Origin of the sequence: Bacillus sp. NSP9.1 (assembly GCF_000465465.2) — a bacterium.
Taxonomy (GTDB): Bacteria; Bacillota; Bacilli; order Bacillales; family Bacillaceae; genus Bacillus; species Bacillus sonorensis_A.
The window spans coordinates 3,940,211-3,959,774 of the sequence record NZ_CP048273.1; the positions used below are offsets into that span (position 1 = coordinate 3,940,211).

The window sequence follows — 19,564 nt, forward strand, 5'->3', positions numbered from 1 at the left end:
AAAGCGATGTCAAGATAGTATTCTGAAAATTTTCACTCTATAAAAAACCATAGTAGAGAGTATCACTGTTTTAAAAGGCAAACAAAGCGATCACTTCTCCTCTAATTATTAAAAGTTAATTTTAAATATCACGGCAAAAATCACAAATAAATAACCTTCCTTTTTTTGAGATAAATCAGAAAAACAAAAACTGCAAACATATGTTGCAAACGTTCAACAGTTGCGTGCTATAATAAAGTCATTCTGAAACGGTTTTCAAGTTGGAAAGAGCTTTTATAGAAGGGTGAGAAAAGTGAAAAGAACTGATTATTATCATGATGTTGATGCACCGAGGCCTCAGCATATTGTACCAGCTGTTTCAGCTGTCGTGATCAATGAGGAAAAACAAATATTACTACAAAAGAGAGTAGATAATAATAAATGGTCTCTTCCAGGAGGAAACATGGAACCGGGTGAGAGTATATCGGAAGCCATTAAAAGAGAAGTGCTGGAAGAAACGGGTTTGAACGTTGAAGTTATTAAACTGATTGGAGTTTATAGTGACCCTAATCATATTATCGCTTATCAAGATGGAGAGGTCAGGCAACAATTCTCAATATGTTTTTTTTGTAAACCGAAGTCTGGAACATTGATAATAAGTGAAGAATCCAAAGAAGTTTCTTATATCAATATAAAGGAGCTAGATTCCCTTTCCATTCACCCGAGCCAACAGCTGCGTATAAAAGATGCTCTATCTTTTAAAAACGAAGCTTATATTAGATGAGAAATGTTTGCCCAAGTTTTGGTTTTATCGCAACTCAAAATCGTACTTTTCCATATAAACAACCGATTTACTTGCTTGTTCATTTTTTACTTTACTCGTTTACCTATCTTTCTGTGTAAAACCGCAAATAAACCCTCCCAAGAGTCTACTGAACTCATGAGAGGGTTTAAAAATTCACATGACTGTTCTTCTGAAATTGTTGAAGTTATGCCAACAGTATCCTTTAACTCACACATATACTCTCCTTCCCTAGCGGGGCGCCATGAGCAGCAGCAGTCCCCGCATAAGCTGCAGGTATAATGGTTACTAATAGGAAAAGCGTCTTTATTAAAATGGGCCGCTAAGTGATTTTTGCCATAGCCATTCCGACAGCCATAGCGCCCCATTGCCGGACGTTTTCAATTCTTCTACCGATAATTCGTAGCCACTGAGATGAAGCATATGCAGAACCATGGCCAGCCGAAAGAGGCAGGGGTCGCCGCGTTATGGCTCATGTGATGAAACCATCATTCAAAGGCCATAGGGGTGGACCGAATTGGATTTTCTGTCATTTATCGATAACATTCTAAAATTGTATGACGGTCAATTGATCAATATCCAACCTGTGGTAGACAATGCTTAACCTCCTCATTCATTTAGGGACCTTTTCCCAGTCAGCTAAAAACTTTTCTATGCCACTATCCGTAAGTGGATGATTCCACAATTTTGGAAATAGAGAGCCGGGTATAGTCGCTATGTCTGCTCCTGCTGCAGCAGCTTGTTCCACATGGGCAATGTTCCGTACTCGCTGTAATGATTTTCACATCAAACTCATAGTTGTTTACTATATGTTTTAAGTTTTTCACAAGCCCAAGTCCGTCTGTTCCAATATCATCTAACGGCCGACAAATGGGCTGAGATAAGCAGCTCCAGCTTTAGCTGCCATCAAACCTTGGGCAGCCGTGAAGATCAAAGTAACATTCGTTTTTATACCTTGTTTAATTAATCGATTAACCGCTTCTAAACCCGCTTCAGTCATTGGCACTTTTACCACTGCGTTCGGAGCCCAGCCTGCGATCTCCATCGCTTCCTCTACCATTTCATCTGCCGTCATGTTAATCACTTCAGCACTAACCGGTCCGTCCACCAGATTACAAATCTCCTTGATGACACTTTTGAAATCTCTGTTTTCTTTGGCAATAATGGTTGGATTGGTAGTTATGCCGTCGACTAAACCAAGTCGGCTGATTCTTTTTATCTCTTCTACGTTTCCAATATATGAGAAAAATTCCATTTTATTGACTCCTTCTATCGAAGGGTCATGCAATACTATTTCTTAAATAAAGACTTTCAACAAAGCGAAGTTGATTATCTTTCCCATTTAATAAAACGGAACTCACAAGATAATTTCCTTCAGGGGAAACTTTAATTCCCTTTAATAAGATATTATCTGTAATTCCGCTGGCAGCAAAAATACAATCCTCCGAACCGACTAGATCATTGTGTTGGAGAGATGTTTCAGGGTTTGCCAACCCCATGTTTATACATCTGTCCGTTTCTTCTTTATTTCTTGGCAGCAACCTCGCCTGCATCTCACCTCCCAAACATTTAATTCCCACCGCTGAAATAACCCCTTCAGGAGCCCCGCCAATTCCTATGAACATATCCACGTTTCCTGTCTCCAAACATGTAGCAATGGAATAGGTTACATCGCCTTCACTAAATAAATGAACTTTCCCGCCGGCCTTGCGAATGATATCAATATACCCTTTATGTCGATCTCGATCCTGCACATAAACGTTTAACTCATTTAAATTTTTCCCATTTGCAGAAGCAACAGCTCTGATGTTATCAATAAGCGGGGCGTTTATATCTATTTGACCTGCGGCTTTCGGCCCCACAGCTATCTTTTCCATATACATATCCGGAGCATGAAGCAGCGATCCTCTGGGCCCCGCCGCTATTACTGCATTGGCATTCCCTTGGCCATTAACTGTAGGAGCGGTCCCTTCTATAGGGTCCACGGCAATGTCGATCTTTGGTTCACTGCCATTGCCTAAGTTTTCACCTATATACAGCATAGGCGCCTCATCTAATTCTCCTTCACCAATAACGACCGTTCCATTCATGGCCACTTGATTAAGCATTTCTCGCATTGCAGTGGTGGCCGCATCGTCTGCGGCATTTTTATCCCCGGTCCCCACCCAGGGCAATGATGCAATGGCAGCTGCTTCAGTAACTTTCAGGAAATCCAATGATAATTTGTGCACTAGAAAGCCCCTCCTATTTATTCACTTCCATTTCCAGAAACCTCTTGCAATGATGATTCCTTGACGAACTCTTTTTCCTTATCATTGATCTTCTTTACTTTCCGCTCCGACCCTTTTGCCCAATGGGAGGTCAGATAAGTTTCTACTACTTTCTTTCCGACTTCCACACCGATAATTTGAGCTCCCATCGTCATTATCTGTGCATTGTTGCTCAATTGTGCTCTTTCAGCGGAGTAAGTATCATGACAAAGAGCTGCACGGATTCCCGGATATTTACTTGCTGCGATTGCCACCCCTATTCCAGTGCCGCAAATTAAAATCCCCCGATCTATTTTCCCCTCTAAAATTGCTTGTGCAACGTCAAAAGCTACGTCGGGATAGTCAACGGCATTACAAGAATGACATCCATAATCTACAAGGTCATAACCTTTTTCACCCAAAAACTTCCTGATCTCTTCTTTAAAATCAAACCCGTTATGGTCACTGCCAATTCCAATTTTCATTAAAAAACTCCCCTTCCGTTAGTTGATGACTATTAATTTTCCATACCTACATATTATTATATACTTTCGTTTTATTCAATAATATTTTCGTTATTTTTCGTTTTTGTTTTCGTTTTAAAGACAAAAACGAAAATAATGGATTTACAATTGAAACGACATGACGGTAAACTAAAGTTTTTCATGGCATATTCAAGGATTTATCCAGTTTAAAAATCATTTGTGTTTATTATCGTTTTCTTTCGTGGTATGATGGTGTTAAATTCTTAATGAAGACGTTGAGGGTGATTAGGATGAGTAAAATGTTTGCTGCTGAAAGAAGAAACTTAATTTTGGAGCACTTAATGGAAAACAATCGCATAACCGTTAAAAGTCTCTCTAAGTCGTTAAAAGTTTCCGAGGCTACGCTTAGAACCGACTTGAAGGTCATGGAAAAAGAAGGATTGCTGACCCGCACCCATGGCGGAGCAGTTTTGAATAAAGAAAGCTCACAGGACAACAGCTTTTCAGAAAGGGCTAAGAAAAATACGGAATATAAGATAGCTATTGCGAGAAAAGCGGCTGAATTCATTGCCTACAAGGATTGTGTGGTTCTTGATGCAAGTACTACAGCCTTGGAATTAGCCCGCATATTAAAACATACCGACGTGAAAATGACTGTAGTGACAAATGGGATTTCAGCTGCTCTGGAATTAAAAGAAAACCCTGATATTAATGTGATTTTAATAGGCGGGATGCTGCGTAGAGGTTCGATGGCTTTAGAAGGATTACTGGGAGTCAATACATTAGAGAAAATAAATGTAGACAAAATCTTCACCTCTGCTAGTGGATTCACCATAGAAGACGGACTTACTGATTTCAATGTATACGAAGTAGAGTTAAAAAAAGCCCTGATCAAAAAAGCTTCCAAAGTGATTGCCTTATTGGACCATACAAAAATGGGCGACAGTTCTATCGCAAGTTTCGCGGCGACCGATCAAATCGATTGCATTATTACTGATATGAACACCCCGGAACATATCCTGGATGATTTATCCGGTAAGGAAATTCAAGTTATAAGAGCTTCCGACATTCCTTCTCCTCAATAAAAAATGGATGGAGAAAAAATGTGATGTGCTTAAATTAGTAGTATAACTCCCCATTTAAGAGTTAATGAAAATGTTGGCGATTAACCGTGTAACATGTGTGAATGCATCACTTGGATCTCCGTCTTGTACATTCTAAAAAGAGATCAAAAAAGGGCATCACCACAAGTATGTTTCAACAAGGAAACCGCTTTGATCATGCCGCTATTGAACACCCTTCCATTCTGATTTAAGAGTCCGGAAAATGAAGTGATTGAAGGAGAAGGAAAGGAGCCTTCCCCATTGTTCTGGAAACGCAGAATCGTACATGCAGATCCTAATCATTGTCTTTGTTTCTCATCATTAACATTTCAGCCCCAATGAATTCAGCGTTTGTTTGCGACTCCATCCTTTACATATTCTTGATCGAGTTGATGAAGAATTTGTTTAAAACTTGCTATATCCCAAGCTGCTCTACCGATAAATAAGCCATTCACGTTGCCGATATTCATGTATTGCAGAAAGTTATCCTTGTTGACACTTCCTCCAAAAAGTAAAGGAATCTCCTTCCCTGTCTCCCCGAACATATTTTCCAAAATCCCCCGTAGAAATTCATGAATATCTTCTACGTAATCGGCATCGGCTGGGACACCTTTTTCCCCGATCGCCCACACAGGTTCATAAGCAATCAAGATGTTCCGTACTGCTTGTCTGGATAATCCCTGCAAACAAACGCTTAATTGATCAGCCAAAACTTCCCGGGATCGATGTTGATTTTTTTGTTCTATGTCTTCCCCAATACATATTAAAGGTTTCATACCAAATTTTAATGCTGCCACAACCTTTTTATTGATCATTTCGTCATCTTCATTAAAATACTGTCTCCGTTCTGAATGCCCCAATTCCACAATATCAATCCCTATTTCCCTAAGCATTCGAGGAGAAATTTCACCGGTAAACGCCCCCGACTCTTCCCAGTGCATATTTTGCGCTCCTAATAGCAGGGGAGAGTCTTCTGTCTCTTCATGTAAAGGCCAAAGGGAAGTATACGAAGGGATAATAAACAACTCAATGCTCTCAGAAATAGATTTCGAAAACTCTTTTAGGTCCTTTGTATAAGACAAACCTTCTTCCGTTGTTTTCGTCATTTTCCAATTCGTTCCGATCCAAATTTTATTCATATATGACAACCTTCTACCCATTCATGCATGGATTTGAAGATCAACCAAACAGAAGTTGCACCAGCATCTTGATGACCTATCGCACGTTCCCCCAAAGATTTAGCCCGTCCGAATTTAGCTATATATTGTTTGCTGTTTTCTACCCCTCTGGCCGCTTCTTGTTCCGCAGATTTTAACCCGTTCAATAAACTCCCCGCTTCTCCAATACTCTGCTTTAAAGCTTCTACTGCCGGTTCAAGGGCATCAATCATCGTTTTATCCCCCAACTCTGCTTTCCCTCTCGTTTTAATAGCTTGTAAGGATGCTTCAAAAATATCACTCAATGTAGACAAATCGAGTGTCTCCTTGTTCTCTAAATCTTTAACTCCTTCAGTAAACATTGTTCCAAAAATAACACCGGAGGCCCCTCCCATTGAGGTAACCATCGACATTCCAATCGTTTTGAATACATCATTGATCGTTTCACATTCTTTATTGGTCAGATTTTCCTCGGCTTTAGTAAAACCAACCGACATTCCTATTCCATGGTCGCCGTCACCGATTGCACTGTCCACCTTAGTCAAGAGCGGTTTATTTTCCCTAATCTTACGGCCAACGTACAAAAACATCTCTTTAACCTGTGCGGCATTTAAAGTCACTGTTTCTGAATGTGATGTCATAACAATCTCCCTCCAGCTAATTGTCATTATTTTTTATAGTATGGTGAAAAAGCAGGTGCGTCATATAACTCTTTTAATTCTGGATCCAACTTTAATAAGGTGATAGAAAATCCCCCCATTTCCTGGGTTGTACAATAACTATTAACATCAGTATCATGAACCTTCAATCCTTTTTCTTTCAATTTCTGAGCGACTCTCCGATGAACGACCATTAATTCCATCAGGGTGGTGGAACCTAGTCCATTTACAAGCACACAAACTTCATCTCCTTCATGGACATCGCTTTCTTTTAATAATGATTCCAATAACTCATCAGTAAGTTCATCCGCTTCCATCAGTTTAGTACGCTTCACTCCTGGCTCCCCGTGAATACCCATTCCGAGTTCTATTTCGTCATCCTCTAAAGTGAATGTCGGTTCTCCAGAACTCGGGATGGTGCCAGGGGAAAGGGCAACCCCAATAGAGAATGTATGATCATTAGCTTTCTGAGCTGCTTTCGTCACTTCCTCCAAAGAGAGGTTTTTCTCCGCTGCTGCCCCGGCAATTTTGATGACAAATACATCTCCGGCAATTCCTCTCCGGTCATTTTTACGTTCAATCGGGGCAGAGGCAACATCATCAGATACTCGTATTGATTTTGTTGAAACCCCTTCCATTTTCAGCAGTTCTGCTCCCATGTCAAAATTGAGGAGATCCCCCGCATAATTACCGTAGACAAAGAGAACCCCTTGCCCTTGATCTACCGCTTTAGCTACCTCTAGCACGGTATTTGGAGTTGGCGCAGTGAAGACATTGCCTATAGCAGCCCCATCTGCAAGCCCCTCTCCTACAAAACCTAGAAATAACGGTTCATGACCACTCCCACCTCCTATGACGATTCCGACTTTCTTTTTCAACTCTTTCCGCACCAGGCCATTTACACCTTCTATTTTGTTGTAGGAATGTTGATAGGCATATAAAAACCCTTCCACCATTTCTTCCACTACTTCATCCGGGTTATTAATTATTTTTTTCATTTCATGCCCTCCTCACTTATGTTTATTGCATTATTCATAATCACATCTCTTATTTATAGCAGCCTTAAAATTCATCTCATTTATCCTTATAATAAAATAAGGGACAGCTGTGGAATTAAAATAATTAAAGTTAAACAGATTAACATGACGACAAAAAAAGGTGTCACTGCTCTTGTTAATGTTGGTACTCCAAGTCCAGAGATCCCCGATCCCACAAATAAATTGACACCCAGCGGCGGTGTGATAAAGCCGATCGACAAATTCACAATCATTAATATTCCAAAATGAATAGGGTCCAGTCCTATTTCTAATGCGATAGGCAGTAAAATTGGAGTGAATATGATGACTGCCGCCGCCGTATCAATAAAACAACCGATAATTAACAGCAAAACATTGATTAATAAAATGACGTTAAACGGTGTATCCGAAATAGAAAGAACAGCATCGGCAAGTTTTTGAGGTATCCTTTCTATTGTTAAAAGGGTTCCAAATGTATTAGCCGTACCAATAATGATCAAGATGGCAACAGAATTTACTGCTGCATCCGCAATAATTTTAGGGAAATCCTTGATTTTAATTTCTTTATGAAGGAAATAACTAACAAACGCAGCGTATACGACTGCTACAAGAGCTGCTTCTGTTGGTGTAAAGATTCCTCCATAAATCCCTCCCAAAATGATAACCGGAATTAATAACGACCATTTTGCCTCATTTATTCCACGAAACACAGCTTGAAAGGAAAACTTTTCATTGTTCCCGCTATATCCTTTCTTTTTAGAGTAGAGATAAGTCCATAGCATAATAGCCAAACCAAGGGTTAAACCCGGGATAATACCTCCCATGAATAAATCACCTATGGATTGCCCACCTGATATTCCATAGATGACCAGCGGAATGCTAGGCGGGATAATAATACCTAAGGAACCCGCGGTCACCACTACAGCTGTAGCAAACTTTTTATCATATCCTTCTGCTACCATGGCAGGTATCATGATCCCACCTACAGCTGCTACAGTTGCCGGTCCCGAACCTGAAATGGCAGAAAAGAACATGCTTGTCAACACTGCGGCCATAGCGAAACCACCGGTGAACCTTCCTACAAATACATTAGCTAAGGAAAAAAGACGTTGAGAGATTCCCCCTTTCCCCATTAATTCACCTGCAAAGATAAAGAAAGGTATGGCCATTAAAGCAAATGAATCTGTTGAAGAAACGAGTCCTTGTGCTAAAAATTCGATAGATATATTGGTCGAATATAGAGCTGTCACAAGACACGCCAGCCCCATTGCTATCCCGATAGGAACTGTAAGAATCATGAATAAAAAGAAGCTTCCGAATAATACAAAAGTTGTCACTGTACGCCCTCCCGCACTACATACTCGACGTTATTATCCTGTTTTAAAGATTTAAACTGATAGACCAACTTTTGTATAATCCTTATAGAGGTCAACGCTAACCCTACGACAGGAGCTGCATAAACCCATCCTAATGGCAATTGAATAGCAGCAGATTCTCTTGTCACAAGCATCATGATTTCCAAACCAAAATAAGATACGGTCACAGCAAACACTAAAAACAAACTGTTGGCAATTATTCCAATGATGAGTTCTCCTCTTCGCTCAAAAAGCATGGCAAATGCATCTACAGCCAAATGTTTATTCTTCTTTACTCCATAACTCACCCCTATATAGATCATCCATATAAAAGCATATCTCGCGATTTCTTCTGACCATACGAGAGAGCTGCTAAGCACATATCTCATAAAAACTTGGATAAATATAACTACAACAGTGAAACAACTTAAAAAAATAAGAAGATATTCTTCGAAGTGTTTATCTAACCACCTTAACGCTTTCATGTAAAACACCCCTTTATAAAAAGTTTCCCATCCCTTGACTTCCTTTATATTATTCCGCTGCTTCTAGTAGCATGTTTATGAACTCTTCTCCAAATTCCTTTTTATATTTTTCATACACAACTTCCACTTTCTCTTTAAAAGGTGCTGTATCCGGTTCGATTACTTCCATCCCCTGATCTTCTAATTCTTCTTCCATCTTTTTTTCGTTTTCATCAATCAAATCCCTATGAAACTGGGCCGCTTTCTTTGCACTGCTTTTAAGAATTTCCTGGTGATTGGATGATAGAGATTGCCATACCCCTTCATTGATGGCTACAGGCAATGGTGTGTATTGATGGTAAGTCTTATTGAGATATTGTTGTACCTCATTAAATCTTGCAGCATAGATGTTAGCAATCGGATTTTCTTGAGCATCTACGGTCCCTTGCTGCAAAGCCATATATAACTCCCCAAATGCCATTGGCGTCGGGTTAGCCCCCATAGCCCTGAAGCTGTCTATAGAAACAGGCACTTCAGGCGTTCTAATTTTAACTCCTGCAAGATCTTCTGGAGTTTCAATCGGTTTATTAGAAGTTATATGCCGGAAACCGTTTTCAAAATAAGCAAGAACTCGAAGGTTGTCTTCCAGTAATGGTGCTGCTACCTCTTGTCCAATTTCTCCGTCCAGTACCTGCCATGCTTGTTCCTTTGAATGAAACAAATAAGGAAGTTCAAATGCACTGATGCGCTGATCATATTGATTGAAAGCGGCCGCAGCTACCATTTGCAGACTATTCATTGTCACACTTTCAACCATTTCCGCTTCAGATCCTAGTTGTTCATTGGGATATACTTCTACCTTAATTTCATTATTAGACGCTTTCTCAACTAATTCTTTAAATTTCATTACAGCTTGGTGTCTTTCATTAGATTCCGCAGCACCATGGCCGAAGCGGATTGTTACCACTTCTTCGGAAGACGTTTTCGATACGGCAAATACGCTAACAATACTTAGAGCAAGTAAAACCACAATAATAGACACTGCATATCGGAGCTTCTTCACTTTATAACCTCCCATTTGATTGTTGGTTTGGGTAAAAACCTTATTGGGATACTAATTTATAGAAGAAAGAGGAAAACAAGAAGCCAGCGTTCTCCTATTTACCTACCGATTTGAGCTTACTTTAAATGACACGCTTTAAATAGTTGATGCTTCTTCGAATCCAATCGTATTGGATTTCTACTGTTTTTTCGTAAGTATCCGTAAATGGTAACCACAACTCTATGATACCGCTTACATTCACTTGTTCATTTTTCAACGTTTGAAGTAAAAAGTCTAAATTTAACTGACCCTCTCCTACTGGAGCACCTGTCAGATAAAAGCCTATGCTACCTTCTCTTCGCCTAAATATAAAATCCTTAAAATGGACATTCGTTACAAAAGGTGCCGTATTTCGTATAACATCGTCTGGAAATTCCAATTCGGAAATTGAATTGCCAGGGTCAAGACAAATTCCGATATTTGAATGGTTTACAGCTTTGACAATTTGGATCAAGTCGGCGGTTTTTACTGGTTCATATGTTTCCAATGCCAACTTCACGCCAACATGTTCAAAATCTGAAGATATTTCCTTAAGCCATTTGACAGCTTCATTGTTGTCCGGTTGATGCCCATTTCCATGAACCATGGAACGCAGTACTTTTGAGTTTAATACATGTGCGATCTCTAAGTATTTTCTGAGGTGGTCTGGATGAATCCCTTGCGTGCCAAGCTCTAATTCAATCCCTAATTCATCTGCTGTTTCTCTTAATGTTAATAATTCCTCTTTATCCATTTTTTCAATTCCTGGATAATCGCAAATTTGGAATACTTCCCCCTCAAACTCTCTTGTCTTTTGTAACATATCAAATAAATCCAAGGACGCTTCCTCTGGCTGCCATGACCAACGGAAAGCATATGTGCTGATTCCAATTTTCATCGAACATTCTCCTCCTTTTCGCTGTCCAGTCAGGTAATGAGGAAATCCTCCCCATTACCTTCATATAAACTATTTAGAGCTTATGAATTAGATGTCTCGTACGTCCATTTAATCGATGTGGGAACCGCCATTGATATCAATCTCTTCGCCAGTAATATAGCTCGCCCCCTCTGAGGCTAGAAAAGCAATGGCATAGGCGACATCCTCGACTTTACCTATTCTTCCAACCGGAATATCTGCTTTTAATACAGCTTTTTTATCATCAGTTAAAAGACCTCCGGTAATTTCTGTGCCAATTAACCCCGGTTCAACTGTATTGCAAGTGATTCCAAAAGAAGCCATTTCTCTAGCAACCGCTTTGGAAAAACCTGTTACTCCAGCTTTAGCCGCAGAATAATGGGAACCACCAAAAATTCCTCCTCCTCTTTTGCCGGAAACTGAGCCCAAGTTTACAATACGTCCATAATTAGCTTCTTTCATATATGGAAGAACCGCCTGCGTCAGGAAAAAGACACCTTTCATATTTATATTAAAAATGAGATCCCACTCCTCTTCGGAAATGTCCATAACTCTGGTAGGTCTAGTGATTCCAGCGTTGTTTACTAAAATATCAATTTTACCGTATTTATTCACAACTTCTTTGACAGTATGATCTACTTCCGTTCTATTTGTAACATCAAGCTTCACCGTATGTACTTCACCACCAAGCTTCTGAATTTCTTCAGAAGCATTTTTTAAACCGCTTTCATTAATGTCAGCCAAAACAACGGTAGCACCTCTAGCACTCAGCTGCCTTGCAATTTCTCTGCCAATCCCCTTTTCCGAAGCTGCCCCTGTTAAAAATGCTACACGATTTTCAAATTTCATTTACTCTCATCCCCCAATTAGCTTTTCTTTATCATTTGGTAAAACGTTTAACCAATTATACACCTAATATAAATTCTATCCCATTAAGTGTCAAGATAATATGCTGAATTTTTTTACAATGAATGTTCTATTCGCACAAATTAGAAGGAAAAAGTTGTTTTCAACATTTATCAATAGTAAAATAAAAGTACTGTTATGTAAACGTTTAACTTTTTAGAGGGGGGATTCTATGAAGATTACAATGAAAAGGATCGCCGAAGAATGCGGGGTATCTGTAGCTACCGTATCTCATGTCATTAATGGCACAAAACATATCTCTGAGGAGAAATACAGAAAAATTACAGAGGTCATTAATAAATATCATTACGTCCCACACTTCTCGGCAAAAAATCTCAGGCAACAACGAACGAAAACGGCTGGATTGATTGTCCCCAGCTTTCCCGATTCTTACGTCACTGGATATATTAACGGGATAGGTAATAGAGCACGTGAGTTGGGTTACAGCTTACTATTTATAAATACGAATGAGGATAGCGATTATGAGAGAGAGACGGTCAACTTACTACATTCCAATATGGTAGATGGAATCATTCTCTCCCCAACTTCAACGCATAATGACTACTTGCAGCCATATATCGATAAAAACTTTCCAATAGTCCTGCTAAGCCGGCATGATCCCAAGCTGACTTCCCTACCATGGGTTACAGCTGATGACTATCAAGCGGGATACGATGCCACCCTCCATCTGATTAACCATGGGCATGAGAGGATAGGTGTAATCTATGCAGTGCCGGATATTTCACCTACCATCAACAGGGTGGAAGGATATAAGGCTGCTTTAAGTGAATACAATATTTCTTACAACGAAGATTACTTAGCCAAAGGATTTGCTACTGTGGAAGGAGGGGAAAAAGCCGTAATCTCTCTTTTAAAAGAACAGGAGAATTTGACAGCACTCTTTATCCTGTCTGATTTGATGACGATCGGCGCCGTAGCCGCTTGTAAAAAGTTAGGTTTGAAAATCGGTGAAGATATTGCCATCATAGGCTTCGGAGACTTCGATTCAGCGAAAATCCTGGATCCGCCCATCACTAATATCAGTGTGTCTCCAGATATTATTGGAAAAACGGCTTTTGACTTACTCATGAATAAAATAAACAATCCAAAATATAACCGACATATTCAACTTCCTTCTTCCCTTGTTGTCAGAAAATCTTGCGGTTGTTAATGAATCTGGATAGTATTATGATGTAATTCGCAAATTTTCGTTTAGTCATGGTGTAAGGATGTAATATATCAACTAAGTCTTGTAAACATAGAACATGGCTCCTCTAAGAGAGGCAAAGACTGTCGAGAAAATCTCGACAGTCTTTATTTTTTCCTTAAACCATCCATTTTTTCATTTAATAATAAAGAAAAGGATGGTTTAAGAATGGTGTTTTGCTAATGTTCTACACCAGAAATTCTTCTCAAAACGAAGGCGAATTTGTACTGCTTGTCTAACTTGTGAAAGAAGATCACCTGCTCCGTAAAATTGACAAGTACATCGATTTTTCCTTCATCATTGAACAAGTTAAGCTATATTATAGTAAAAATAATAGCCGCCCTTCTCTCGATCCATTGATTATATTCAAAATGATGTTTATCGGGTACCTGTATGGTATACGTTCATAAAGACGGCTCGAGAAAGATATTTACTATATTATGGACCTACAGAGGGTTTCTAGGATTAAACATCAATGATCCGGTTCCCCATCATTTCACAATCAGGTTGGAATAGACTAAGTTTTAAAGATACAAATATTTTTCAAGACATCTTCGTTGAGATCGTCCTTCAGGCTATGAACCGTTAACGGAAGCAGGGTAGACTTGCCAACGCTTATGGAAAAGGTGGGACATGATGACATGAAAACCACGATGAGAATTTATACACATGTCACAGAAAAAATGAAAAAGGATGCTTCACAGAAAGTTCAGGAGACTTTCGGAAACATCCTCAATATCGGTATTTCGTGAAGAAATGTTATTAAAATGTTATTTTTCCGGTTAGGGAGGGTGATGAAAACGGCTGAACCCTTGGTAGGCCAAGGGTTTTAGCCATTAGTTTACATCATGCCGCCCATGCCACCCATTCCGCCCATGTCAGGCATTCCTGCGCCGCCGCCTTTGTTTTCTTCAGGCTTATCGGCAACAACTGCTTCAGTTGTCAGGAACATGGCCGCAACAGATGCTGCGTTTTGCAGAGCTGAGCGCGTCACTTTTGTAGGGTCAACGATACCTTTGTCGATCATGTTCACCCATTCGCCTGTTGCAGCGTTGTAGCCGACACCGATTTCTTCATTTTTCAGGCGTTCAACGATGACAGATCCTTCAAGACCGGCGTTGTGCGCGATTTGACGGATTGGTTCTTCAAGGGCGCGAAGAACGATGTTGATTCCAGTCAGTTTGTCGCCTTCTGCATCAAGTGCGGCAACTTTATTGTACACATTGACAAGAGCTGTACCTCCGCCGGATACGATTCCTTCTTCTACCGCAGCGCGTGTAGAGTTCAGGGCGTCTTCAATACGAAGCTTGCGTTCTTTCAGTTCAGTTTCAGTCGCAGCGCCGACTTTGATGACAGCTACGCCGCCTGCAAGTTTAGCAAGTCGCTCTTGTAATTTTTCTTTATCGAACTCAGAAGTTGTTTCTTCAACTTGAGCGCGGATTTGGTTGACGCGGGCCGCGATTTGTTCCGTGTCTCCTGCGCCTTCAACGATCGTTGTGTTTTCTTTTGTGACAACGACTTTAGAAGCGCGTCCCAATTGTGTGATTTCAGTTGATTTCAGGTCTAGGCCTAAATCTTCTGTGATCACTTGCGCACCTGTCAGGATCGCGATATCTTCAAGCATCGCTTTGCGGCGGTCACCGAATCCAGGAGCTTTTACAGCCACTGCATTGAACGTTCCGCGAAGTTTGTTGAGAACGAGTGTCGCAAGTGCTTCACCTTCTACATCTTCAGCGATCAGAAGCATAGGTTTGCCTTGTTGCACGACTTGCTCAAGCACCGGCAGGATTTCTTGGATGTTTGTGATTTTCTTATCTGTCACTAAGATGTACGGATTTTCAAGAACCGCTTCCATCTTATCAGAGTCAGTCACCATGTAAGGAGACGCATATCCGCGGTCAAACTGCATACCTTCAACCACTTCAAGCTCAGTCGTGAAGCCTTTGGATTCTTCGATTGTGATGACACCGTCGTTGCCGACGCGTTCCATCGCTTCTGCGATCAGGCTACCGACTTCCTCATCAGCCGCTGAAATCGCAGCAACCTGTGAGATGGACTCTTTGCCTTGGATTGGCTTAGAGATTTCTTTCAGGCTTTCAACCGCTACAGCCACAGCCTGCTCGATTCCTTTACGGACGCCTACAGGATTTGCACCGGCTGTTACGTTTTTAAGACCTTCGCGAATCATCGCTTGGGCAAGAACTGTCGCTGTCGTTGTACCGTCACCGGCAACATCGTTCGTTTTGCTGGCAACTTCAGCAACAAGCTTCGCACCCATGTTTTCGAAAGCATCTTCAAGCTCGATTTCTTTCGCGATCGTTACACCGTCGTTTGTGATTAATGGAGAACCGAATTTTTTCTCAAGAACGACGTTGCGTCCTTTAGGTCCCAACGTTACCTTTACAGCATCCGCCAATGCATCGACACCGCGCAGCATTGAACGGCGGGCTTCTTCGCTAAACTTAATATCTTTTGCCATGTTATCCGAACCTCCTATAATATTGTGTAATGTTTATTTAAGACTTAGCCGATGACAGCTAAAATGTCGCTTTCACGTAAGATTAAGTAGTCAGTACCTTCATATTTCACTTCGGTACCTGCATATTTTGAGAAGATGATGCGGTCGCCTGTTTTAACTTCTAATGCCACGCGCTCTCCGCTCTCTAATACACGGCCTGAACCGGCAGCAACCACTTTACCCTCTTGGGGTTTTTCTTTTGCGGAGTCAGGAAGTACGATTCCGCTAGCAGTTTTTTCTTCAGACTCAACGAGCTCAATGACAACGCGATCACCTAATGGCTTTAACAATGAAACAACCTCCTCAATATTTTCATATGTAATTTTAGCACTCGCATCTGTTGAGTGCTAACACAATTCTTATAATAAAGAATCTCCCAGCTAATTTCAAGTGATAAGGTGAAAATTTTTTACGCTTACATTTTTCCCGTGATACCTTCAGCGACCTATAATTTCAAAAAGGTGTGTTACAATAAACATAGCCTGTTTAGATTTTAGAAAAGGAGTACATACGGCTTGAAAAAACAATACTGGTTTATTATTTTGACATATGTCCTCATGCATCTGTCATCTGTTGTCGGCATTCCCCTCTTGTACTTTTTCGGAGTGGGAAGAGGCATGGAACCCGCTCAAGCGGAGCTTACACTTTCAGGTATTTGGCTGATCATCGCCTTTTCGCTCTGTCTTGTCATCGTGCTGTTGATCTTGAGGACGGCGCCGAAAACGACGCTTCGCAACGGCAAGAAAGCATCTGCCGGCGCATCTATTGCCTGGGCGGTAGGCGGCGTATTCCTCGCTCTGTTTGCCCAGTCGATTGCCGCTTCAATCGAAATGAACCTGCTTGGAGTCAAACCGGAATCGGAAAATACGCAGCACATTATGCAGCTCATTAACACAATACCGCTGATGATATTCGTCTCTTCCGTATTCGGTCCGATTCTCGAAGAAATCATTTTCAGAAAGATCATTTTCGGCGCTATTTACGAAAAAACGAATTTCTTCATTGCCGCTCTGTTCAGTTCAGTGCTTTTCTCGGTTGTCCATATGGATTTCTCACACCTGCTCATTTATGCGGCAATGGGATTTACGTTCGCCTTTTTATACGTCAGAACAAACCGGATTATCGTTCCGATTTTCGCCCATGTCGCCATGAATACGCTCGTTGTATTGATTCAGACTTTCCAAGGGCCTATTGAAGAATATTTGGAACGGCTCGAGAAAATGCAATTGATTATTGGAGGATTTTTATGATGAGAAGCCCTGTGTTTTGGGGGTTCATTTATTTATTGACAGGCGTGCTGTTTACTTACCTGGCATCCACCTCACCGGGAGGCATATGGTCTTTTTACACCATTCTGTTGATGCTTTTCGCCGCCTATAATATCAGTATTTCCTTCAAAATGTTCGCCTTGTCGGGCAGAATGAAGCGAAAAAAATAAAGAGCCCTTTCGAAAAAGATGAGCCATTCCCTTTCCGCGGGAATGGCTCTTTATTTGCTCTGGTCTTTCAAAAACGCCTGGTTTTCCTCCTGGATGATCGTTTTTTGCGCCTGTCTGTAAGAGATTCTTGAAATCACGATACTGAGCTCATAAAGCAGCAATAAAGGCACAGAAACCATTAAATGAGACAATACTTCAGGCGGTGTGATGAGCGCCGCGATAACAAACAAAATAAAATAGGCGTACTTTCTGATTCTGGACAAAAACATGGGCGTCACCAAACCGAGCCTCGTGATAAACATGATCACGACAGGCATCTGAAACAATAAGCCAAAAGGAAGCGTTAATTGCAGCAAAAACTGAAAATATTCATGAATTCCGATGACCTGATTGACGTTCAAATCATCGGAGATCCTCGTCATAAAATCGACGACAAACGGAAATAAAATAAAGTAAGAAAAGGCAATGCCGCCTAAAAAAAGTATGATCGATACCGGAATATAGCTGAGCGTCACTTTACGCTCTTTTTGATACAGCCCGGGGCTGACAAAAGCCCACAGATGATATAAAAGAAGCGGCGAAGTCAAGACAGCGCCGATGATGAAAGCAAACTGCACATACACAAACAAAGGGTCAGTCAGCTTAAACGCGTTAAGCGTGAGCAGCTTTGCTTCATCCGTCTGCTGCAGATAAATGATCAGCGGCTTTGCCAAAAAAAAGCCTGCTGCAACAAAAACGAACAAAAAAGAAAAAAATCATCATGAGTCGTCTTCGAAGTTCTGTAATATGTTCTACCAGCGACATTTCTTTTCCCTTCATAAATGTCATCCTATCTTACTGATCTTCCTTCTTTTTATCCGTATCGTCGTCAGCCAACCCTTTTGTCGCATTTTTAAATTCCCGCAGCGTATTTCCGGCCGCTCTTCCAAGCTCCGGAAGTTTTTTCGGGCCGAATACTAAAAGCGCCACCACGACGATTAAAATAAAGCTTCCAGGACCGATTGGCATCAATGCCTGCCCCCTTTCCTTTACTTTTAAGCTTCCCGTTTTTCACTTGTCATTCATTGAATAATGCTTCAGAAAATACACGAGTGACTGCAGTTCAACCGCCAAATCTATATGATGAATTCGAATGTGGTCCGGCACATTCAAACGAGCCGGCGTAAAATTTAAAATCCCTTTAATGCCCAGCGCGACCAGCCTGTCTGTGATGGATTGCGCGGCTTGGGCCGGAACCGTCAAGATGGCGACGGGAATGTCATCCGTCATATGTTCTTCAAGGGCGTTTAAGTCATAGACCGGAACGCCGCCCACCTCGGTGCCGATTTTATTCTCATTGATGTCAAAAGCCATGGCAATTTTCGTATTGTTGTTTTTGATGAAATTGTAATGGAGAAAGGCTGTCCCTAAATTCCCCACACCGATGAGTGTTACGTTTGTCATTTCATCCTGATCAAGCGTCTTTCTGAAAAAGGACAACAGATAATTGACATTGTAGCCGTAACCTTTTTTGCCGAGGGCGCCAAAGTAGGAAAAATCCCTGCGTATGGTAGCGGAATCGACCTTGACGGCATCGCTCAGCTCAGCGGATGATACACGCTGTTTTCCGGATGCATGAAGGTTTTTTAGAAAACGATAATATAACGGCAGCCGTTTTGCTGTCGCTTGCGGAATTTTTGAATGATCCATGTTCATAGACGATCCTCCATGTTTACATCAGCTTTTTCCCTTTTGTAGTCACCGTTTTTCCCGCCAGTCTTTTCGAGAAGACATGTCGGTCCTATCACCATTCCCTTATCCGCCGCTTTGCACATGTCATAGACGGTCAACGCACAGACGGAGGCGGAAGTTAACGCTTCCATTTCCACACCTGTACTCCCTCTCGTCTTGACTCTAGATTGAATATGCAGCACGCTTTTCTGTTCTTTTTCCTCCCACCGAAAGGCAATATCAACTCCCTTGAGCGCGATCGGGTGGCACATCGGGATGATGGCGGAAGTTTGTTTTGCCGCCATGATTCCGGCAACCTGAGCCACTGCCAGCACATCGCCTTTCCCGATTTCCCGGTTGTTGATTTTTTCATGTACTTCTTTATTCATGGACACACTTGAGACGGCTACTGCGGTGCGGACTGTAGCTTCCTTTTCACTGATGTCAACCATCCTCGCTCTGCCCTGTTCATTAAAATGTGTAAATTCATTCATGATCAAAACTCTCCTTATAACGATC

At 41.2% G+C, this 19,564-nt stretch carries 20 protein-coding genes and 4 pseudogenes; 7 read left to right on the top strand and 17 right to left on the bottom strand.

What is annotated here, in order from left to right; translation table 11 throughout:
* The first annotated feature begins 292 nt into the window (after positions 1 to 292).
* Positions 293 to 763 (top strand): NUDIX domain-containing protein, encoded by a 471-nt coding sequence (locus tag M654_RS20440; protein WP_026589767.1) that lies wholly within the window; start codon positions 293 to 295, stop codon positions 761 to 763.
* 631 nt (positions 764 to 1,394) lie between these two features.
* Here M654_RS20440 and fsa read toward each other — a convergent pair.
* The 3 genes and pseudogenes from fsa to rpiB all read right to left on the bottom strand — a co-directional run bounded on the left by fsa (position 1,395) and on the right by rpiB (position 3,515).
* Positions 1,395 to 2,036 (bottom strand): annotated as a pseudogene (gene fsa, locus M654_RS20445) (fructose-6-phosphate aldolase).
* 25 nt (positions 2,037 to 2,061) lie between these two features.
* Positions 2,062 to 3,012 carry a class II fructose-bisphosphatase gene (gene glpX, locus M654_RS20450; RefSeq protein WP_026589768.1) on the bottom strand — a complete coding sequence of 317 codons (951 nt, stop codon included), beginning with the start codon at positions 3,010 to 3,012 and terminating at the stop codon, positions 2,062 to 2,064.
* Positions 3,013 to 3,029: 17 nt separating this feature from the next.
* Entirely contained in the window at positions 3,030 to 3,515 is a 486-nt protein-coding gene (gene rpiB, locus M654_RS20455) for a ribose 5-phosphate isomerase B (protein ID WP_026589769.1), read from the bottom strand.
* A gap of 290 nt (positions 3,516 to 3,805) precedes the next feature.
* Here rpiB and M654_RS20460 point away from each other — a divergent pair, with 290 nt between their 5' ends.
* Positions 3,806 to 4,600 carry a DeoR/GlpR family DNA-binding transcription regulator gene (locus M654_RS20460; RefSeq protein ID WP_026589770.1) on the top strand — a complete coding sequence of 265 codons (795 nt, stop codon included), beginning with the start codon at positions 3,806 to 3,808 and terminating at the stop codon, positions 4,598 to 4,600.
* 362 nt (positions 4,601 to 4,962) lie between these two features.
* Here M654_RS20460 and M654_RS20465 read toward each other — a convergent pair whose 3' ends face one another.
* From M654_RS20465 to M654_RS20495, 8 genes are all read right to left on the bottom strand, one after another.
* Positions 4,963 to 5,757 carry a triose-phosphate isomerase gene (locus M654_RS20465; RefSeq protein ID WP_026589771.1) on the bottom strand — a complete coding sequence of 265 codons (795 nt, stop codon included), beginning with the start codon at positions 5,755 to 5,757 and terminating at the stop codon, positions 4,963 to 4,965.
* Positions 5,754 to 6,416 carry a dihydroxyacetone kinase subunit DhaL gene (gene dhaL / locus M654_RS23675; protein ID WP_035428808.1) on the bottom strand — a complete coding sequence of 221 codons (663 nt, stop codon included), beginning with the start codon at positions 6,414 to 6,416 and terminating at the stop codon, positions 5,754 to 5,756. The genes M654_RS20465 and dhaL overlap by 4 nt, the downstream gene beginning before the upstream one ends.
* A gap of 26 nt (positions 6,417 to 6,442) precedes the next feature.
* Positions 6,443 to 7,432, bottom strand: a complete 990-nt coding sequence (locus tag M654_RS23680; RefSeq protein WP_026589773.1) for a dihydroxyacetone kinase subunit DhaK — start codon at positions 7,430 to 7,432, stop codon at positions 6,443 to 6,445.
* Between the two features lie 86 nt (positions 7,433 to 7,518).
* Positions 7,519 to 8,787 carry a TRAP transporter large permease gene (locus tag M654_RS20475; RefSeq protein WP_026589774.1) on the bottom strand — a complete coding sequence of 423 codons (1,269 nt, stop codon included), beginning with the start codon at positions 8,785 to 8,787 and terminating at the stop codon, positions 7,519 to 7,521.
* On the bottom strand, positions 8,784 to 9,290 hold the full coding sequence (locus M654_RS20480; protein WP_026589775.1) for a TRAP transporter small permease: 507 nt from the start codon (positions 9,288 to 9,290) through the stop codon (positions 8,784 to 8,786). The genes M654_RS20475 and M654_RS20480 overlap by 4 nt, the downstream gene beginning before the upstream one ends.
* 49 nt (positions 9,291 to 9,339) lie before the next feature.
* Positions 9,340 to 10,332, bottom strand: a complete 993-nt coding sequence (locus M654_RS20485; protein ID WP_026589776.1) for a TRAP transporter substrate-binding protein — start codon at positions 10,330 to 10,332, stop codon at positions 9,340 to 9,342.
* 121 nt (positions 10,333 to 10,453) lie between these two features.
* Entirely contained in the window at positions 10,454 to 11,248 is a 795-nt protein-coding gene (locus tag M654_RS20490) for a sugar phosphate isomerase/epimerase family protein (RefSeq protein ID WP_026589777.1), read from the bottom strand.
* Between the two features lie 108 nt (positions 11,249 to 11,356).
* Complete coding sequence (locus M654_RS20495) at positions 11,357 to 12,115, bottom strand: SDR family NAD(P)-dependent oxidoreductase (protein ID WP_026589778.1); 759 nt, start codon at positions 12,113 to 12,115, stop codon at positions 11,357 to 11,359.
* 229 nt (positions 12,116 to 12,344) lie between these two features.
* Between M654_RS20495 and M654_RS20500 the strand changes: the two genes are divergently transcribed.
* From M654_RS20500 to M654_RS24455, 3 genes and pseudogenes are all read left to right on the top strand, one after another.
* The gene (locus M654_RS20500; RefSeq protein ID WP_026589779.1) at positions 12,345 to 13,343 is read left to right on the top strand and encodes a LacI family DNA-binding transcriptional regulator; all 999 of its coding nucleotides are present in this window, start codon (positions 12,345 to 12,347) and stop codon (positions 13,341 to 13,343) included.
* Positions 13,344 to 13,621: 278 nt separating this feature from the next.
* Positions 13,622 to 13,962: pseudogene (locus tag M654_RS23995) on the top strand (transposase); the annotation flags it as partial.
* 10 nt (positions 13,963 to 13,972) lie between these two features.
* Positions 13,973 to 14,131: pseudogene (locus M654_RS24455) on the top strand (site-specific integrase); the annotation flags it as partial.
* An 89-nt stretch (positions 14,132 to 14,220) separates the two neighbouring features.
* Here the strand turns inward: M654_RS24455 and groL are convergent.
* Positions 14,221 to 15,858 (bottom strand): chaperonin GroEL, encoded by a 1,638-nt coding sequence (gene groL / locus M654_RS20505; protein WP_026589780.1) that lies wholly within the window; start codon positions 15,856 to 15,858, stop codon positions 14,221 to 14,223.
* A gap of 44 nt (positions 15,859 to 15,902) precedes the next feature.
* Positions 15,903 to 16,187, bottom strand: a complete 285-nt coding sequence (groES, locus tag M654_RS20510; RefSeq protein WP_003179248.1) for a co-chaperone GroES — start codon at positions 16,185 to 16,187, stop codon at positions 15,903 to 15,905.
* Positions 16,188 to 16,412: 225 nt separating this feature from the next.
* Here groES and M654_RS20515 point away from each other — a divergent pair, with 225 nt between their 5' ends.
* The gene (locus M654_RS20515) at positions 16,413 to 17,147 is read left to right on the top strand and encodes a CPBP family intramembrane glutamic endopeptidase (protein ID WP_026589781.1); all 735 of its coding nucleotides are present in this window, start codon (positions 16,413 to 16,415) and stop codon (positions 17,145 to 17,147) included.
* Positions 17,147 to 17,335: a YdiK family protein gene (locus M654_RS20520; protein ID WP_026589782.1), complete on the top strand. Its 189-nt coding sequence runs from the start codon at positions 17,147 to 17,149 to the stop codon at positions 17,333 to 17,335. The genes M654_RS20515 and M654_RS20520 overlap by 1 nt, the downstream gene beginning before the upstream one ends.
* 50 nt (positions 17,336 to 17,385) lie before the next feature.
* Here the strand turns inward: M654_RS20520 and tatC are convergent.
* The 4 genes and pseudogenes from tatC to moaC all read right to left on the bottom strand — a co-directional run bounded on the left by tatC (position 17,386) and on the right by moaC (position 19,539).
* Positions 17,386 to 18,163 (bottom strand): annotated as a pseudogene (gene tatC / locus M654_RS20525) (twin-arginine translocase subunit TatC).
* A gap of 6 nt (positions 18,164 to 18,169) precedes the next feature.
* Positions 18,170 to 18,343 (bottom strand): twin-arginine translocase TatA/TatE family subunit, encoded by a 174-nt coding sequence (locus M654_RS20530; RefSeq protein ID WP_026589783.1) that lies wholly within the window; start codon positions 18,341 to 18,343, stop codon positions 18,170 to 18,172.
* Positions 18,344 to 18,385: 42 nt separating this feature from the next.
* Positions 18,386 to 19,030, bottom strand: a complete 645-nt coding sequence (locus M654_RS20535) for a redox-sensing transcriptional repressor Rex (protein ID WP_026589784.1) — start codon at positions 19,028 to 19,030, stop codon at positions 18,386 to 18,388.
* Positions 19,027 to 19,539: a cyclic pyranopterin monophosphate synthase MoaC gene (gene moaC / locus M654_RS20540; protein ID WP_026589785.1), complete on the bottom strand. Its 513-nt coding sequence runs from the start codon at positions 19,537 to 19,539 to the stop codon at positions 19,027 to 19,029. Before moaC ends, M654_RS20535 begins: the two co-directional genes overlap by 4 nt.
* Between the last annotated feature and the right edge of the window lie 25 nt (positions 19,540 to 19,564).

Coding starts and splice junctions, on each gene's coding strand:
- M654_RS20530 (WP_026589783.1), bottom strand. CDS start 18,343: ATGCCAATCGGTCCTGGAAGCTTTATTTTAATCGTCGTGGTGGCGCTT.
- M654_RS20480 (WP_026589775.1), bottom strand. CDS start 9,290: ATGAAAGCGTTAAGGTGGTTAGATAAACACTTCGAAGAATATCTTCTT.
- M654_RS20460 (WP_026589770.1), top strand. CDS start 3,806: ATGAGTAAAATGTTTGCTGCTGAAAGAAGAAACTTAATTTTGGAGCAC.
- M654_RS20495 (WP_026589778.1), bottom strand. CDS start 12,115: ATGAAATTTGAAAATCGTGTAGCATTTTTAACAGGGGCAGCTTCGGAA.
- M654_RS20490 (WP_026589777.1), bottom strand. CDS start 11,248: ATGAAAATTGGAATCAGCACATATGCTTTCCGTTGGTCATGGCAGCCA.
- moaC (WP_026589785.1), bottom strand. CDS start 19,539: ATGAATGAATTTACACATTTTAATGAACAGGGCAGAGCGAGGATGGTT.
- M654_RS20500 (WP_026589779.1), top strand. CDS start 12,345: ATGAAGATTACAATGAAAAGGATCGCCGAAGAATGCGGGGTATCTGTA.
- dhaL (WP_035428808.1), bottom strand. CDS start 6,416: ATGACATCACATTCAGAAACAGTGACTTTAAATGCCGCACAGGTTAAA.
- groL (WP_026589780.1), bottom strand. CDS start 15,858: ATGGCAAAAGATATTAAGTTTAGCGAAGAAGCCCGCCGTTCAATGCTG.
- rpiB (WP_026589769.1), bottom strand. CDS start 3,515: ATGAAAATTGGAATTGGCAGTGACCATAACGGGTTTGATTTTAAAGAA.
- M654_RS23680 (WP_026589773.1), bottom strand. CDS start 7,432: ATGAAAAAAATAATTAATAACCCGGATGAAGTAGTGGAAGAAATGGTG.
- M654_RS20535 (WP_026589784.1), bottom strand. CDS start 19,030: ATGAACATGGATCATTCAAAAATTCCGCAAGCGACAGCAAAACGGCTG.
- M654_RS20465 (WP_026589771.1), bottom strand. CDS start 5,757: ATGAATAAAATTTGGATCGGAACGAATTGGAAAATGACGAAAACAACG.
- M654_RS20520 (WP_026589782.1), top strand. CDS start 17,147: ATGAGAAGCCCTGTGTTTTGGGGGTTCATTTATTTATTGACAGGCGTG.